Raw genomic sequence first — 17561 nt, 5'->3', positions numbered from 1 at the left:
TTATAATCAAATTATTAAATATAATTTTTATTACGGTTCCATCATGAGTGATAACTTACCAACGGAAGGATTAGGTCAAGAAATTGGACGTAATGCAAAAGATATTTTTACAATTAAAAGACCTCGCAGTTGGATACTAAAAGAACTTGATGGTGATACCGATTTTGGTATTGATTATATTGTTCAAGTTCACAATCCTCAGAAGCAAGTTGAATTTTCCTTTTACTTACAACTAAAAGGAACGCAATCACCAAAATACAGTTCTGATAATTTTCATATTAAACATACATTTAAAACAAAAACACTCAATTACTATTTAAGGCAAGATTCTATAGTAATGGTTGTTATTGTTGATTTAAAAGATGAAGATGAAGATGAGCCAGGTAAGGTCCCTGTTTATTACCAATGGTTGAATGAAGAATGGTTTAGAAAACAGCCGATAGATTTAGATCAGCAAGATCACTTTACGGTCTCTATCCCAACAAAAAATAAATTAGTCAGAAATCTTGAAATTTATGATTTTTTAAAAGCTCGTTATCATGAAAAAATAGCTGCTGAAAATTTAAAATTTACTATTAAAGATCTCAATAAGCCTGTAGTAGAAAACTTAGAACTAATTTCTGAAAAAATAAAAACTAAGCCTATTTATTTAGAAAGCATGGCTGTCGATAGTTTAGAACCTTGGATTAAAGATCCTGAAGGTGCTACAGCAAGTCAGCTTAAAATTTGTGCTGGATATTTTGATAATAATAAGCTCACAGAAGCAAAAGAAATATTACTCAAATTAGAGAAAAAAAGTTCTGAATTTTCCATACATGAACTTGCAGAATTCCATCTCCAGCTTGGAAACCTCGCCATTTTTGAAGATAAATATGAAGAAGCTCTGGAACAATTTGAGAAAGCTGACAGTCTTAAAGTTAATAGTCGCTATTTATATACTCACTTATTAAATAAGATTCGTTATCTAGATCTCAGCAACGAACAGTTAGAAGAAATTTTGAGTTTACCTCTAAAAGATAACCACAATGCTCATTTAATACGTGCAATCGCAATGACTTTAATAGGGCAAGAAAAAGAGGCCCTTAGTTATTTTCAAGAAAAGCATCCTGAAAAGGTCATCAGACAATTACTTATATGTATGAATGGTGGGCTTTATGACGAAGCAGATCAGATAATCGCTACTTATGTTCAAACAGATTTAGCTTCTGATGAAGATAAATTTCTCTATCACTCCTTAGCTGCCAAAAGATATTTTCATCGGGCAACAGGAAAAGAATCTATCGATAACACACCTTTTCCTTTAGAGGGCTTTCCAGACTTTGATATAGGTTTAATGAGTAGTGCTTTTAATGCGATAGAAAAGGCTTGGAAAATCAATAAAAATTTAAATTATAAATTTGATATTGAGCCAATCTTATCGATAAGTCCGTTTATTTATGGGTATTTTGATAAGTCCAACCATTTATTTTCTTATTTGGAACCACTTCTTCAAGCGAGGCCCACTAAATCTGTCCTAAGACAAGCTAGTCGGATTCAATATGATTACCATAATTTTTCAGAGGCTCTTGGTTTACTTGAACAGCTTAAAGAGTTAGATGCTGATGAAAAAGCCATGCTTATAATATGTCTATTTAAAGAAGGTAGGCACCAAGAAGCTTTAGATTTCCTTGGTCTTCATGAACAAGAAATCATAAGCATACGTGGAAACTCAGCTATTCAATTATTTATTATGGCTAGTGGTATAGCATCTGAGTTATTAAACACAAAACTTGCAGAAAAATACCAAAAAATCGTAAAGGAAATGCCAGATGCAGAAGCAGGCTTGGCCCTTCAAAAGTTCATTAGATCATCGCATCTTAATCCAAGCCTCTCTAATGAGTATCTCGAAGAGCTATATCAAACTTACCTTACCTTACAAAAACCAAATATACTTTCTGATCAATTAATCATGTTCATTCAACCAATCAATCATGAAAGATCCTTACAATATATTAATGTAGCTGAGAAAATTTTAGAATCTAAAGAGCTGTCAAATCAAAAATATCTAGGTTTATGTCAAGCCTTATTTATAGTGAAAAATTGGACTAGAACTATTCAGATAGCAGAGAAAAATATAAAAAAAGGTGTAAGTGTCGGTAAGTGGAATTTGATTAAGACTGGAGCTCAATTCAATTTAGGACTTATCGGATTGGCTAGTAACCAAATCCATCAAATGCTGAATAATCAGAGACTAGATGCTGAAGATAAAAAGTTCTATATAGAACTATGCTTAAGAATGGGACTTGGTCAGAAAATCATTAAACAAATGGTAGAGCTTTTACCAAATATGAATAGTAGGTTTGAAAAAGTGAAACTACTTTTTCAAATCATTAATGTATATAAAAGCGATTCTAAATATGCTGGTGAACTTCAAGATGCTATTTTCTTATTAGGTACTTATGTAGATAAAAATGATTATTACCAAGAAGGTAATTATTTAGTTTTATTTATGACTTGTATTATGCTCAGAGGCTCTCATAAGCCTGAACATGAAGTTTATATCAATGATTTTAAAGAGCGACAGGATAAATACTGTATTCAATTTCCCGAATCTAGCATTTTCAAATCAGCTATCTTTCCAGAGAATGCAACTGGAGAAGAGTTAATAGCATTTTTAAATAAATTGACGGGTCGCAATCAGAATTATATTGATCAAATCAATGAAATTACTCAAGAAATAAGAAATGGTAAATCTCATTTGCCTTTTGCTTTTAGACAAAAAGTTTTACAGAATACAGTCAATATTTTTCATGCATGGCATAATGCTTATGATAAATCTGAAAAATATTTAGATTACAAAATTATCCACAATCCAGCTAATAGTAATGAAGAAGCAATTAAAACTTTCATTGAAAATAGCTCAGGATATATTGTTTTGGATGAGACAAGCTTATTGTTACTTAATCAACTTGATTTACTAGATAATTTTTTAAAAGTGCTGCCTAGGTTTATGCTTTTAAGATCCGTTTTTAGTAGAATTCAAGGCATAGCTCACGATAAGATGCAGCTTTTTAGTGAACAGGCCCATAAAATTTGGATTACAATTCAAAGTAATATAGATAAATTAACATTATTACAAGGGGATGATGTTTTAGGCTATGTAGAATCGTTAAAACAAGTACCCTCCTTAGTTTTTACTGAAGATAAAATACTTTCAATTTTACTAAATGAAGAGCTTAAAGATTTTAAATCTGGCAATTTATTTAATATTATTTCATATTTATATAAAAATGGTGCAATAAATGAATATGTATTCTTAGAAAAAATATCGGAATTCTTTATCTTAGATTTTAAGGAAGTCACCTTTTCAAAAAATGAAATTAATGGTTATATGACATGTGTTCTTAAAAATAGAATATTGCTCAATGAATATCGATCTTCTCCTTTATCTAAAGTAATAGATTATTACCTCTCATCTGAGTGTGAGCAAAGCTTAAAATTAAAAAATGCTCTCATCTTTCTTAGATATTTTAATCTTTATAAATTCAGTATTGATGTGCTTTCTAGTATTATAAATCATATATTAGAATATACTCCTTATTATGATGGTTATTATATTATATCGATACATATGCTAATTTCAGGACTACGATTCGATTTAAGTTTAAATCCTACAACTCAGCTTTCCTCTGTCCATAGAAATCTCTGGGAAAAATATAAAGCATTGATAGAATTAAATTCTGAAACTACTTTTACAGATGATTTTTTAATTAGTACTGTTTTAAGTGTTTTACTTAGACTTAAAAGCAATACAATTGATAGAGATGTAATTTTAATCAGTGAGGATAATATTAAACAAGCTTACTTAAACATCTTATATTCCTTCCCTTTAAATACAAGGGAATATGAAAAAATTAAGATTTTTAAAGCCATATTTTATTAAGCTGTCATTAAAAAGTAAACATGTATTCTTTTCCGAATTGGTTTGATACTCTCTCCACCCATTGCTCTATTTTATCAGCTGTCATGACTTGAAAATCTCGCCAATAATATTTCATCTGCTTCCATACCATCTCGATTCGATTTAACTCAGGGCTATAAGCTGGAATAAAATACAAATTCGTCGAAAAGTTACTTTTAAGTAGCTCTCTGTAATCAGCCATCTTTTTACTTCTATGAATCGAGGCATTATCAACAATAAGAACCAATGGAAGGTTATAAGTCTGTTTTACTTGTTGAGCTATTCCAGTTAAATAGGCATAAAACCAAGTGCTTGTAACTGACTCTTGTAAACAACTTGTCACCAGTTTCCCCGTTGAAAGCAAACACCCCATGACATTAACTCGTTTTAATCTTATTGCATCAACCGCATGAACATCACCTATCTTTGTCCACGCATAGCGGTTATCAGGTGTAGATGAAAACCCTGTTTCATCAACATAACCTAATATAATTTCACCACGTGCCGCTTGCTCTCGTAATTTTTCAATCTGCTGTGTTGCTTGTTCAAATGCAATCGGATCTCTTTTTTTTCAAGCTATGACGGGTACGCTTGAAGACCATACCTGAATCACGTAAAAACTTACGAATGGTTTCAACAGACACGGACACTTCGTATTCTTCATGTAGTTTGACTCGGATTTGTTCTGCATTGAGTGGACTTGTATTGACCCAATCTAGGATTTTCGCCTGATAGTCTGAGATCAATGTATTGGGCCGACCTGAGCGATGACCTTCTTTAATCGATTCAAACTCATACAATTCCCAACGTCGGCGTTGTAGCCTTATGGTTTCTGGGATACGTTCTTGTAGAGTGGCAACTTCCGCAACACTTTTACCTTCAGAAAGCCAGAGAATAGTTTGGGCACGTTGTCTTTCACGCCAATGTTTTGCATGCTTGGCCAGAAAAATGAGTCGTTCTCGCTGTTCTAAACTAAGTGGTACAGAAACAATTCGAGGCATGTGTGAACATCTGTTAACTAAAAAAACTTTTTTCGCATGATTAGTTATTTTTGTCAACTTATTGATACTTAAGAAACATTTTAATTATTTTACTTTTAGTTAATTTTTATTTGTTATTAAACTAAGGTTTATTTATGTTTGTCAAAAAAGAGTACAGAAAACCGTTAAAAACGAGTACAAAATACCCAATTTTTAGTTTAACTAAGGATAGTTGGAATGATTATAGTACTTACAGTCTTTTTGATTTAAATTTTCATGAAAGTGATGAAATAACACATAATATAGGCCGAATTAAAATTTTACAAAAAGACTCTTCTAGTACAATTATTCCTAATGAGTTTTTAAAATTAGATGAAAACTATATTAGTCTAGGTCAGGATATATCTTTTTATAAAAATCTATTAGATATTATTGGTGAATCAGAATCTGAGATAGTATTAGAAGCTTTAAATGACATTTCTTGGGAAACTAATAAGGCAAAAGATTTTGAACATAAGGCGGATTACCGAAATTCTTTACTCAGAGAAAATAGTGCTCATAACGCTTTAAGATTTGGCCGATCTATTATTTTAAATGAAAATTATACAGAAGATTTTTCTTTTAAATATTTAGTTAATATTGATGGGTCTAATAATCCATTCGAAATTTCTGTTGATTTTGATGAGGATGATATAATTCCAGGACGAATCGTTGGAATAATTGGACGAAATGCCGTAGGAAAAACTCAATTAATGGGTAATCTTGCTAAAGATTTAGTACAAGTTGGAAGAAAGTCCAAGAAATCTCTGGATAGTCGCGATGAAAGATTGGCAGAGTAAAACTTGAAGTGCGACATAAACCACCTAATTAATTTAAAGGGTTTATGGAGTATATAAAATTGTCATACCATCATCTTAACTTTGAAGATCGTACTGCATTAATGCTTGAGTCAAGAAAAGAAGGCTTTTCAGCCAGAAAATTTGCTGAACTCATTAAAAGACATCCTAGTACGATCTATCGTGAGCTTAAAAGAAATAGCATCAATGACGTTTATCAAGCTCAATATGCTTCTGATAACACCTTCGCTAGACGTAGACGTGGTCACAGAAAACTCAAAATCGATTCAATCCTCTGGAAATTTATTGTTGAAGCGATCCGTTGTTTATGGTCTCCTCAGCAAATAGCAAAGCGTTTAAAGACATTTCCTGATTTGGATCAAACAATGAATGTAAGCCATACAACGATTTATTCAACGATACGAGCATTACCAAAGGGTGAGTTGAAAAAAGACTTATTATCCTGTCTGCGTCATGAAAATAAAAAGCGAAAAGCTAACGGTGAACCTAAAAAAGATTCTATATTACAGGATATTAAAACTATTCATGAGCGCCCAGCCGAAGTTCAAGAAAGAAAAATACCGGGTCATTGGGAAGCTGATTTAATTAAAGGTAAAGACAATAAAAGTTCGATAGCAACACTTATTGAACGAAATACACGGCTCTGTATCTTGGCAACATTACCTGATGCAAAGGCAGAATCAGTGCGCAAGGCTTTAACTGAAGCTCTGAAATATTTACCTGCAGAACTGCGTAAAACGTTGACCTATGACCGTGGACGCGAGATGGCAGAACATAAAATACTTGAAGAAGATTTAGGCATAGATGTATATTTCTGTGACCCACATTCACCCTGGCAAAAAGGCACATGCGAAAATATGAATGGTTTAATTAGGCAATATTTACCTAAAGGGATTGATTTAAATCAGGCAGATCAGCATTATTTAAATCAAGTTGCCATGTCACTGAATACTCGTCCTAGAAAAGCGTTAGATTGGCTTACACCATTAGAGAAATTTGCTCAGCTTGTTGATTATCATAAGACTTTTCAAACTGTCGCACCTCATGTTTGAATTCGCCATTTATAGGAAATAGACCTATCTTTAATAAAGTTATAACAGTTTCTTATAGTGCTTTTGATAAGTTTATTCGCCCTTCTAAGCCACAGCGAAGTTACAATTACTGTGGTATACGCACAGATAATGGTAGCATATCTATAAAACAACTAGTAGAAAGCTATAAAGATAACTTAATAAAAATTAAAGAGCTAGATAGAGAGCATCTATGGGTTAAATACATGATGCAAATTTTTGAGAATAGAGATTCTCTATATCAAAGTTTCTTGGAAAAACAAATCGAAAACAATGATTTTTCAAAAAATGACCCTCTATCACTTCTTAGTTCAGGCCAGTCAATATTAGCCCACTTTGTTACAGCAATTATTGCAAAAATTCAAATCAATACTCTAGTTTTATTTGATGAACCTGAAACCCATCTTCATCCAAATGCGGTAGCAAGCCTATTCAATGTATTAAATGACTTATTAAGGAAATATAATTCATTTGCTATAATTGCGACTCACTCACCCATTGTTATACAAGAGATACCTAGTAAACGTGTAATTTTATTAACAAGAGAAAATAATAGTACGATTGCTACAAAAATGGAATTTGAAACTTTTGGTGAAAATATATCAGAACTTACAAGACATGTTTTTGATACAGTTTCAATCACTAATTTCTACAAAATAGTCTTAAAAAATTTATCAAAAACAAAAAGTTATGATGAGATATGTGACCTTTTTGATAATAATTTAAGTTTTAATGCTAAAGCTTTTCTTCTAGCTCAGTATGGATTAGACCAATGAAAATACTGAATAGACCGCTCGCATCGATTCCTTATATAGACAGACACAGAGCAATAGTTAATGCTAAAAATAATACTATTGATGGTAAAATTAATCTAACTAAGCAAAATTTATTAGGTTTGGACAATCAAGTAGCATCAAGATATAGGGATTTTGAATTGGCTATTCAAAATAATCAGTTATTTAGTTTTATTGAAAGCCCCACTCTAAAGCTAAATAAAGATGAATTGCTAGGTTGTTATACAGGTTACACAAAAAGGGTCAAGGAAATATTTAAGTTAATTAAAGATAACCAAACTCCTGGTTTTTTAAAAAGATGTCCTTACTGTGGTGTAACCATACCTAAAACCCACGATCATTATTTACCAGAGTCAAAATTTCCTGAATTAGCAGTTCATGCTTTAAACCTTATTCCTTGTTGCAGTAGTTGTAACCAAACGAAAAGTCATAATTGGAAAAATGCTACACATCGTACATTTATTTATTTCTATTCAGATACTATACCTGCTGAAAGATTTATAAATATACAGTTATATTTTTCTACCAATGGAGACTCTATTGGAGCTAAGTTTTCTATAAATAAACCACCAAATGTTTCTGATGATCATTGGAATATTATTTCTTCTCACTATGACAAACTTAGCCTGATAGATAATTATAATGAGATTGTTAATGATGAAATAACTGAAATATTTCAAATATGTTTAAGTCATATACGTAATGGTGGAGTGAACCTTAATAATTTTATTCTTGGTTTAGTTACACATGAAGAAAGTACATATGGTAGCAATCATTGGAAAGTTATATTATTGAATGCGTTAGCAGGAAGTCCTCGTTTCAAAAAAATGGTTACTGATGCAGCATAGTTAATAAACTATCACTAGCTCCTTACCTGTGTGGTGAAAATTATATTAATAAAATTAAGTATGCCACACAGCTAAATTTTCACTTCTGAAATTTCAGCTTTTAAAGATTTAATACTAAAAAACCATTAGAATTCAAAAAAAGTTTAAAACATCAACTTCATGAACTGGTAATCTTCCCCCTGCTTATAAAAATCAGTTTAAATTTTGTCGATAGCAATCATTTCTTGCGGTTGAAGTTCACCTTCCCAAATTCCCCTCTTAGAATCTTAAAGTTCAATTTTATTAAATGATGAAAATCAAACTACTATAAGTTGATACAGGCTGTTTTTCTATCAACATTTAGAATTAAACGGCTTTGTTGCACAAAGATTTGAAAGACAGAGTGATCCTAATTGAGCCAAATTCAAGTGACAACTTGGGTGTAAGGGCGACCTAATTCTGTGAATTTATTCAAGACTGCTATGCGTGCATGAATCTCATTCACCTGATTAGGAAAGCTCCTTGCTGTTAATTTATCGCCTAATAATTTGATGCAATGCATCTTGGTTTCTACCAAACTTCGACGATGATAACCAGACCACTTTTTCCAAAGTGCTCTTTCTAATCGTTTGACTGTTTTCAATAACTCATTTCGCTCTATAGACCTGACTTGCTCATCTTTCCAAGGCTTTGCATTCTTCCTAGGTGGAATGACCGCATGTGCATCTCGATCTAAAATGACCTGTCGGCAGTGCTTCGTATCATAAGCACCATCGGTATAGACTGAATCAATTCGTTCATCCAAGGGAACTTGAGAAAGTAAATCTTCGATACTTGTGAATCGCTAACATTATTTGTGGTGAGTTGTACTGCACGTATTTGAAGGGTTTCAGCATCTATAGCAATATGGAGCTTACGCCATTGGCGACGATATTCAGATCCATGTTTCTTGCGTTTCCATTCACCTTCACCTAGAAACTTCAAACCAGTAGAATCCACGAGTAGATGAAGTCCATTCCTGCTTTTTTGATAGCGAATCACAATATCAATATGCTTTTGTCTGCGACAGAGGGTCGAATAATCGGGTGCTGTCCAATTCAAGCCACAGAGTTTAATGAGGCTTTGAACAAAGCCCGTAACCATACGCAAAGAGAGTCGAAATAGAGCTTTGATCATTAAACAGCATTGAATAGCTGTGTCGGAGTAAATTTGATTTCGGCCTTGTTTACCTTGTGGTTGGGCATACCATTGGGTCGTAGGATCAAACCAGATTGAGCGATTTCCTCGATTAATCAAAGCTTGGTTGTAAGAAGGCCAATTATTTGTACGATAGATTTTAGGTGCAGGCTTATTCATTTGAGCATTATATTGCGGAATAAGCCTTTAGCAGAGGTTTGTGCAACAAAGCCTATTACATCTAATCCAAAGAACTTACAGTTTTTAGAAGTTGAACATGCATTAGTACCAGTTAGCTTTAAAGATTCAGATTTAGCAATTATGGCTGGTGCATATACTATTATTCATGCTGACTTATTGCCAAAACGTGATTCAATTTATCTTGAACAAGATAACCAAGAGTATGATAGCGTCCTCGTCTCCAATAGCAAAGCATCTCAAAAACCTGAAGTACAACTCGTTAAAGAAGCTTTTATTGCAGACGATACACGTGAATTTGTTTTAAAAAATTATGCCGATACGGTTACCTGGCCAAAACGATAAAATTTTTTCATAACTTTATAGTTTTTCTCAGACCTCTACGTTGACATAGTAGAGGTTTGGGAATTTTCATTTTTAACGCTAAAAACATCGAATCCACCAAGTTCATGAACCAGAAAAATTTAAACATTAAAATAATATTTACAAACATATGATTTTATTAATGATTATATGAATTTTTATTATGAACTAGACTTTAGGTAAACATAAGTTAAATTGAGTACATGATACTTTAAGTTCATATCTTCCTTGTCCATAAAAGTGAATTTTGAAATTTTTAGAAGAAAATTGAATTAATCAGTCCAGCCCAATAAAACTGGGCTGATACTTTATTGTGGGATTTAGCAGACGCTCTGCACTGCATTTACAAACCGCTCTGTCTCAAAAGTATGATTAGATGTCAGGCCAAACTGGCTCACCTCGCCAACAATTACGGCGCGTCCCATGCTCAGTGCGACATAAATGCCGGCAATATTTTCTAATAAGGTGGCAAATGGAATCAGGCACAAATGCCGTCCAAGCTGACTGCTGGTCAGTGCCTGGCTCAGTGAATGAGTAATAGACTCAATGGTGTCTTCAGCCAGACACACGCCTTTCGGTGTCCCGGTACTGCCCGAGGTATAGGTGATTTTTGCCGGTTGCTGGGTTTGTAAAGAAGATGAATACTGTACTGCCTGCTCTAGCTGAAAAAAGCGTACATGTAGCTGGCCAGTAATGGAAATCTCATCTCTACTCATGTCTTGAGCCAGATTTAACAGCCATTCTGGTGCAGAGAAAGATTCATCCAGAATACAGAGCAGCTCGGTTCGGCTGTCGGAAAGCAGATGCCGTACCTGCGCTGCAGTAAAAAACAGAGGCACCGGAATCACGGTCATGCCGGCTTTTTGTGCGGCAAGATCGACTACAATCCAGTCTATACTATTTATGCCCCACAAGGCCAGATGGCGCAGATTAAGCTGCTTGAAACTGGCACTCAATAATTCTACCCGCTGCTGTAGCTCCGCATAGCTGAGTGTTGGCCTGTGCGGTGACTACCGCTTCTCGTTGCGGATATTGTCGTGCTTGCAGGTTGATACGTTCAAATAAAGCAGTCATCATTTAAATTCTGTGCCTCGCTGATCAAGCAAAATGCTTTAATGACTAAATTGATAAAGTTGACGAGCGACTTGTAGGGCTTCTGCCACATCAATCGCCAGCACATAAGGTTTCTGCTGGTAATAACTGCCCCACAGGCGTTGTGCCTCTCCAAGGACTTGCGGATCAGCCTTTTCAAGCACATAAAAACGTAATCCCATCTGTTGCAACACATAACGTACTGCAGTTGTTCCGGTACATACTGCCCATTCGATGTGTTGCTGCGAGAGATGAAAAACCAGAAAGGACACCATCAGTTTGGCTTTGTCCATATCTAGTGCTGTCAGATTGCCAATTTCTACTACTTTGTCTCGGCTGACCCTGGTCTGGCTCAGTTTGCTTAATATGTTTTCAACGGGTTCATCGAGATACTGTTCCAGAAAGGCATTAAATTGATTTAAATGCTGCATACCAATCACCACCTGCATCTCGGCTCCGTGATAACCGGCAAACAGGGTTGAAGAGAAGCTCGATACAGTGGCCTGATGGACTTGCTGATATTTTTCCTGAATAAAATTTTCCAGGCTACGGCGTTCAGGTGTCTCGCTTTGTTCTACAGTTTTGACCGTCAAATGTAGCGATTGATCCTGTGCTGAAATTACCGGATACGCCGGAGGTACTTGTAGTAAAAATTTATTGTGATTGATTTGTTTTTTATATTCAGGCTGCTTGAAATATGTATTTAGAAAGTGAATCTGACTAGATAAATAAGGATCAAAACTAAACTTGATCATTTGGCTCACACCACGAAATTAACTTGCTACTCAAGATAGAAATCCAAACTTAAAAAATTCTTAATTTTGTGCAAAAGAATGTAAAAGCTATGTGTATAAAAAATCCAGAGAACGGCCGGTTTTTTTAAGAGCATTTTAAGATTGAAAATTTAAGTTGTTCCTATCTCTCTATTGACTGAATCTGCTTTATGTCTTCCTACCGATCACCTTATAAAGGCACCTCAGGAACGCAGCGTATTTTTAATGCGACCCGTTATTCCATGGCTGGTTTTAAAACCGCCTTTCAAAATGAGGCCGCCTTCCGGCAGATCCTGCTGATTAATCTTATTTTGATTCCTCTAAGCTTTTGGATGCCAGTTAGCCGAGTTGAGCAAGCGCTCATGGTCGCCGTGTGCCTATTGGCGTTGATCATTGAACTGATTAACTCAGCGATAGAGGCAGTGGTAGATCGTATTTCCATGGAACGGCATGAACTGTCTAAAAATGCCAAGGATATGGGCAGTGCGGCTCAGTTTGTAGCACTTAGTTTAATTGCCCTGACCTGGGGCATCATTTTGGCTGGTCATTTGATTTGACCTCTGCTCTTGCTACTGCCTGAAATGGACAACTTAAAAATGATCACTGACCGTTCCCGGTTTTTACTGACCCAAACTTTACTTTTGATCTTCAGTTTTTTGATTCTTCTCAACTTCTTTGACATTGGAGGAGTGCTGGACTTACAGCTCATCTATCCCTTTATCGATGATCATGGTCAATTTCCCCTTCGAAAACAATGGGCACTGGCAGAACTCAATCATCGCTATGTTAAAGACCTGCTGATTCTAGTGTATATCACATTATTACTGGGCTGGTTGGCATCACTGAAATGGCAGAACTGGTATATACGGCGCTGGGAATTTGGCTATTTTTTTAGCATGGTAGTGCTGACCACAGCCTCGATCGGAATTTTAAAATCCCAGTCAGCCCATGCCTGTCCCTGGGATATGACCATACCTACCCATAATGGGATTTTGTGGGATTTTAGTGCCACTGCAGGCCACTGTTTTCCTGGCGGGCATGCATCTAGTGGTTTTGCGTTAATGGCCGGCTATTTTGTTTATCGCATTTCTAACCGCAAGCGTGCTTATTTTCTTCTGATCGCTGCAGTAATTTTAGGGTTGGCCATGGGCTGGGCACAAATGATGCGCGGTGCACATTTCCTGAGTCATAACCTTTGGACTGGCTGGATTATCTGGTGCATGAATGTCATTGGCTATACGCTGTTTAGCCACAAACTCCCCCAATAGAAAAGACCACTCCTATACGCTCTAGTATCAGGCAACCTTAACTCCAAAAACTAGAAGCCTATTTGCTTAGGCTTTGGCCAAAGGAAACTTGACCTGTACACAAAGGCCACTCAGATTGACACTTCGCGAAAATTCTAGTGTTCCACCCAAGCGCTCGGTGGCTTTATCTACAATGGATAAACCCAAACCGCTGCCAATTTCTGCATGGTTATGTATCCGGTAGAAGCGTTGCCGGATCTGATTGAATTGAGCGGGATCTATCCCTGCACCACTGTCTTCAATCTGTAAAACTGCCTGATGGCCTTGCTGGAAAATCGACACATTAATCACGCCATCCTTCGGACTATATTTAATCGCATTATCAATTAAATTATAAATAATCGAGTGCAAGGCCGAAGCTTGGCCCTGAATCAATAGTTCCTGCTGCTGCTCTACCCCTAAATCAATGTCTTTCTGTAGCGCCAGTTGAATCAGCTCTTCGATACAGGTGACTGTCATTTGATTCAGTGATAGCAATTGAACAGGTTCGCTTAAACCTTCGGTCACATCCTGTTTGGCCAGACTTAATAACTGGTTGACCAGATGCTGCATGCGCAAAATGCCTTGACTCAAATTATGGATAGACTCGCTCTGAGGGAACTGCTGTAGCAAAATTTGTAGCTGTAAATTCAAGGCCGTCAGTGGCGTGCGTAATTCATGTGCAGAATCCGCTACAAATTGACGTTGTTCCTGTTGGGACAGAGAAATTCGGCCAAACAGATAATTCATTTCCTGAATGGTCGGTTCCAGCTCCAGGGGATAATCTTTCATTGCAATTGGCTTTAAGTCTTGTGCCTTGCGGCTGGCCAATTCAGTTTTAAAGTCATTGAGTGGCTGAAAATTTTTCCGGATCATCCAGCCTAAGCCAAACACTGCAAAAGGTAAAAAAAGTACGTAAGGAAGAAACATATTGGCTGCCAGTTCCAGCGCCAGTTCCTGCCGGACATTTTGCTGCTGGCTCACCTGAATCTGTAATTGCTTAGCAGGAATAATATAAGTTAACCAGGTTCCATATGGCGTTTGATGCTTGTAGAAACCTGCTTTCCTGACCGGTGCCACCAGAACATCCTGCGGATGCAAGGAAGTGGCTGTATCTGCATAGGACCAGATATCTACAAATAAATCTTCTTCACTGTATTGTTTGGCTAGATCGATTTGACTCTGCAGGGGCTGCGGATGATTTTCTGCAATACGCTCTGCCAGACTTTGCATCTGTTTATCCAGTACTTCATTAATTTCTTCGAGCGCAATCCGGTATGCCGCAAAGATCAGCACACAGCCCAGTACTACGCTAAATAATGAAATATAAATAACCAGACGTTTTTGCAAGGAATAACGTTTCTGCATGGCGCTCATCCTAAGCGATATCCTAGCCCGCGTATGGTACGTATGAAGTCTTTTCCTAATTTTGCCCGCAGATGATGGATATAGACTTCTACCGTATTACTACTGACATCACTATCAAAATCATAAAGCTTGTCTTCCAGATCATTCTTGGAAAAAATTTTATTCGGATGATTTAACATGGCCATTAAGATGGACCATTCCCGGTTGGATAATTCTATAGCCTGTCCATTAAACAGAGCGATATGCTGCTCCAGATCTAGTTCCAAACCACTGTGTGATAATTTCTTATTCGTATCTATCCCGGTATTTTTTAAACCACTACGGCGTATTAAGGCATGAATACGGGCCAGTAGCTCGTCAAATTCATAGGGTTTAATCAAGTAATCATCTGCTCCCTGATTCAGCCCATCTACCCGGTTTTGTAATTGATCCCGGGCAGAAATAATCAGCACCGGTAAATTCGGAAACTTCTGCCGGATATTTTTTAGCACCAGCATGCCATCCATCATCGGCAAGCCTAAATCGAGCAGGACAATATCATATGCCTGCTGCTGTAACTGTTTTAAACCCTCAATCCCATTATTGACCCAATGCACATCAAACTGATGCAGCTTGAGCAATGTTTCAGTCGACTCGGCAATCATAAAGTCGTCTTCAATAATTAGTATTTTATGCATTTCAAGCTCTGTTCTTTAAGGATGGTGAGCATTGTGCAAGCATATCATTTTTAGCTTCAATCACTTGCGTTTTTATATCCAGCAAGCTTAATAAGCTGGGGAAAAGATGATCCTGACTACGGGCCTGTTCGGTCTGTCCTTTGAGACAGCTGACCTGCTGGGTATTCTGCTGCTTCCAGGCATCGGAGAACCACATCAGCATCGGGACATGGGTTTGCTGGGTCGGCGCCATACTATAAGGTGCGCCATGCAGGTATAAACCATGCTCTCCGGTGGATTCTCCATGATCAGACAGGTACCAGAAACCGGTTTGATATTGAGTTTGCTGCTTTAAAGTTTCAACGATCTGGGCAAGAACATGGTCTGTATATACAATCGAATTATCATAGCTATTCTTTAATTCTTCTGTACTGCAGCCCTGAATAGCATTGCTATTACAGGTTGGTTGAAATGGCTGATACGGCGTTTTGGAACGCTTGAAATATGCTGGCCCATGACTGCCCATCTGATGCAGCACAATTAACTGCGGTTTCTGGTTATTTTTATCCAGATGCGCCAGATAATCTTTCAGACTATCCACCAGGATTTCATCAAAACATTCACCAGAAGCATCACACCACTTCTGTTTCAGTTGTGCCGGAATCTGATACTTTTGTACCCGGTCACAGGCACCTTTACAGCCTGAGTTATTATCAATCCAGGTCACCTGATATCCGGCGCGCTGAGCAATATCCAGCAAACCTTCACGGTGGCTGGCTAGCTGTTCATCATAGGTTTCACGTGACATGCCCGAAAACATACAAGGCACTGAAACGGCAGTTGCAGTTCCACAAGAGCTCACCTGATTGAAATTAATCACCGCTAACTTGCTCAGTTCAGGATTGGTATTGCGCGCATAGCCATTTAAAGCAAAACTCTCGGCACGTGCAGTTTCTCCAACAACTAGCACCATCAATTTGGGATGCTCCTGCATTTGGGCCTGCTGTAACAGATGTGCATCTTCGCCAAAAGCCACCAAAGGTAAATTCGCTTTAGGTGCTTTCTTTTTATAATAGGACAAGGTGGACGCGATGCTATTTTGTGGAGAAAGCATACCCTTCAGATCGCGGTGCTCACGGAAGATGGCGGCATAATCGACATAGAAACAGAACAATAAACCTAGAATCAGTCCGAGTGAGACTACACTGCTCAGGCTTTTATGCACCAGCTGATGCCCAAGCGATGCAGGCTGAATTTTAAGCATCCAGATGATAAAAAGTGGAAAAACTACAAATACTAGTGTCCAGATGACCAGTCGCATTGACCAGAGATCTCGAACTTCGCGGGCATCGGTTTGCAGCATATTCTGGATCTGATCTGGCGTAATAACGACCCCCAGACTATTGACAAAGTAAGCACTGAAACCACCCAGAATGATCAAGACACTGGCCAGTATTTTGGCGTTCCATTTCCAGTTCAGCCACTGTAATACCAGATTGTAAAACGCAATAATGATCAGCGCCGTAGCGACCAGTAACAGACCTGCTTTTAGATTGGCATAAGGCGTAAATTCATGAATTTTTTGATAGAAAGCAAAGTTTAGGATCAATCCCAGCCACATAGCCAGCAACATGTTGAAGCCTGAAAGACTAATCGACTTTTTAGGTCGCTGACTAAAAAAGGACGAATGGGAAAACAGCTTCAGCATGATCCGTGGCTCAAAGACTTTAAGATGCTTTAGCCTAGAATCTGAATCTTAAAAATGACTTAAAATGATTAGATCATTTCATAATATATGCAAACCCGCTCTTCTTTATTTCAAACTCAGAAGAATAAAGATAAGTCCTAACATATGTAGAATCTGGCTAGGCGCAAAATACAGAAAAAACTTCCATCCCCCGGTCACAAAAGAATTGATACTTTTAGACACCGCATGTGCCGCAAGTCCAATCATGACAGCATAAATTAAAGTCAGGTTGTGAGGATTTCCTTGTATCACTACACCTGCTACAGCAGCATGCACTTCAAATAAAGAGGCTAAAAAAGTACCTAAAATTAAGCCGCTATCTCCCAGTAAAAGATTTGCGCCGTAAATCCCGGCCTGGATTAAGGTCAAACTGACCGCAATAATCACCGCTTCTTTTATACTGAACATTCGGCTATCAATTTCTTGTATTTCAT

General features: G+C 36.9%; 16 protein-coding genes and 2 pseudogenes. 8 read left to right on the top strand and 10 right to left on the bottom strand.

The genetic code is table 11. From position 1 onward, the window contains the following. The first annotated feature begins 43 nt into the window (after positions 1-43). The gene (locus ACO1B7_RS00090) at positions 44-3922 is read left to right on the top strand and encodes a DUF4365 domain-containing protein (protein WP_423089657.1); all 3879 of its coding nucleotides are present in this window, start codon (positions 44-46) and stop codon (positions 3920-3922) included. A 7-nt stretch (positions 3923-3929) separates the two neighbouring features. Here ACO1B7_RS00090 and ACO1B7_RS00085 read toward each other — a convergent pair whose 3' ends face one another. Together ACO1B7_RS00085 and ACO1B7_RS00080 are read right to left on the bottom strand one after the other, a co-directional pair. Further along, the gene (locus ACO1B7_RS00085) at positions 3930-4469 is read right to left on the bottom strand and encodes an IS630 family transposase (RefSeq protein WP_141730351.1); all 540 of its coding nucleotides are present in this window, start codon (positions 4467-4469) and stop codon (positions 3930-3932) included. A 16-nt stretch (positions 4470-4485) separates the two neighbouring features. After that, positions 4486-4941, bottom strand: a complete 456-nt coding sequence (locus ACO1B7_RS00080; RefSeq protein ID WP_004973749.1) for a helix-turn-helix domain-containing protein — start codon at positions 4939-4941, stop codon at positions 4486-4488. A gap of 134 nt (positions 4942-5075) precedes the next feature. On the opposite strand from ACO1B7_RS00080, the gene ACO1B7_RS00075 reads away from it, so the two are divergent. The 4 genes from ACO1B7_RS00075 to ACO1B7_RS00060 are packed head-to-tail and all read left to right on the top strand — an operon-like array spanning position 5076 to position 8489. Then, on the top strand, positions 5076-5759 hold the full coding sequence (locus tag ACO1B7_RS00075; RefSeq protein WP_423089656.1) for a hypothetical protein: 684 nt from the start codon (positions 5076-5078) through the stop codon (positions 5757-5759). 44 nt (positions 5760-5803) lie between these two features. Continuing rightward, complete coding sequence (locus tag ACO1B7_RS00070; RefSeq protein WP_005100823.1) at positions 5804-6829, top strand: IS30-like element ISAba125 family transposase; 1026 nt, start codon at positions 5804-5806, stop codon at positions 6827-6829. Next, the gene (locus ACO1B7_RS00065) at positions 6826-7623 is read left to right on the top strand and encodes an AAA family ATPase (protein ID WP_423089655.1); all 798 of its coding nucleotides are present in this window, start codon (positions 6826-6828) and stop codon (positions 7621-7623) included. The genes ACO1B7_RS00070 and ACO1B7_RS00065 overlap by 4 nt, the downstream gene beginning before the upstream one ends. Further along, positions 7620-8489, top strand: coding sequence for an HNH endonuclease (locus tag ACO1B7_RS00060; RefSeq protein WP_423089654.1), 870 nt, complete (start codon positions 7620-7622; stop codon positions 8487-8489). Before ACO1B7_RS00065 ends, ACO1B7_RS00060 begins: the two co-directional genes overlap by 4 nt. 403 nt (positions 8490-8892) lie before the next feature. Here the strand turns inward: ACO1B7_RS00060 and ACO1B7_RS00055 are convergent. Then, positions 8893-9824: pseudogene (locus tag ACO1B7_RS00055) on the bottom strand (IS5 family transposase). Between ACO1B7_RS00055 and ACO1B7_RS00050 the strand changes: the two are divergent. Continuing rightward, positions 9825-10187 carry a MetQ/NlpA family ABC transporter substrate-binding protein gene (locus tag ACO1B7_RS00050; protein ID WP_165353925.1) on the top strand — a complete coding sequence of 121 codons (363 nt, stop codon included), beginning with the start codon at positions 9825-9827 and terminating at the stop codon, positions 10185-10187. A 338-nt stretch (positions 10188-10525) separates the two neighbouring features. On the opposite strand, the gene ACO1B7_RS00045 is transcribed toward ACO1B7_RS00050, so the two are convergent. From ACO1B7_RS00045 to ACO1B7_RS00035, 3 genes are read right to left on the bottom strand one after another with little or no spacing between them, the layout of a single operon-like run. Then, complete coding sequence (locus ACO1B7_RS00045) at positions 10526-11161, bottom strand: AMP-binding protein (protein WP_423089653.1); 636 nt, start codon at positions 11159-11161, stop codon at positions 10526-10528. Beyond that, positions 11136-11279: a hypothetical protein gene (locus ACO1B7_RS00040; RefSeq protein ID WP_228733316.1), complete on the bottom strand. Its 144-nt coding sequence runs from the start codon at positions 11277-11279 to the stop codon at positions 11136-11138. Before ACO1B7_RS00040 ends, ACO1B7_RS00045 begins: the two co-directional genes overlap by 26 nt. Before the next feature lie 38 nt (positions 11280-11317). Continuing rightward, on the bottom strand, positions 11318-12052 hold the full coding sequence (locus tag ACO1B7_RS00035; RefSeq protein WP_129717353.1) for a thermostable hemolysin: 735 nt from the start codon (positions 12050-12052) through the stop codon (positions 11318-11320). Positions 12053-12240: 188 nt separating this feature from the next. Here ACO1B7_RS00035 and ACO1B7_RS00030 point away from each other — a divergent pair, with 188 nt between their 5' ends. Next, a complete protein-coding gene (locus ACO1B7_RS00030; RefSeq protein ID WP_005107001.1) occupies positions 12241-12627 on the top strand; it encodes a diacylglycerol kinase in 387 nt (128 codons plus the stop codon). A gap of 39 nt (positions 12628-12666) precedes the next feature. After that, positions 12667-13338 carry a phosphatase PAP2 family protein gene (locus ACO1B7_RS00025; RefSeq protein ID WP_077067984.1) on the top strand — a complete coding sequence of 224 codons (672 nt, stop codon included), beginning with the start codon at positions 12667-12669 and terminating at the stop codon, positions 13336-13338. Between the two features lie 66 nt (positions 13339-13404). Here the strand turns inward: ACO1B7_RS00025 and ACO1B7_RS00020 are convergent, their stop codons facing one another. The 4 genes and pseudogenes from ACO1B7_RS00020 to ACO1B7_RS00005 form a co-directional block, all read right to left on the bottom strand. Continuing rightward, positions 13405-14724: a sensor histidine kinase gene (locus ACO1B7_RS00020; protein ID WP_044110497.1), complete on the bottom strand. Its 1320-nt coding sequence runs from the start codon at positions 14722-14724 to the stop codon at positions 13405-13407. Positions 14725-14729: 5 nt separating this feature from the next. Then, complete coding sequence (locus ACO1B7_RS00015) at positions 14730-15401, bottom strand: response regulator transcription factor (RefSeq protein WP_044110475.1); 672 nt, start codon at positions 15399-15401, stop codon at positions 14730-14732. Between the two features lies 1 nt (position 15402). Further along, on the bottom strand, positions 15403-17088 hold the full coding sequence (locus tag ACO1B7_RS00010) for a phosphoethanolamine transferase (protein ID WP_129717355.1): 1686 nt from the start codon (positions 17086-17088) through the stop codon (positions 15403-15405). A 105-nt stretch (positions 17089-17193) separates the two neighbouring features. Beyond that, positions 17194-17561: pseudogene (locus ACO1B7_RS00005) on the bottom strand (Mg2+ transporter-C, MgtC family protein); the annotation flags it as partial.

It is taken from the genome of Acinetobacter lwoffii, from assembly GCF_049367455.1.
Classification (GTDB): Bacteria; Pseudomonadota; Gammaproteobacteria; order Pseudomonadales; family Moraxellaceae; genus Acinetobacter; species Acinetobacter lwoffii_W.
This window is presented reverse-complemented; position numbering and strand designations above follow the sequence as displayed.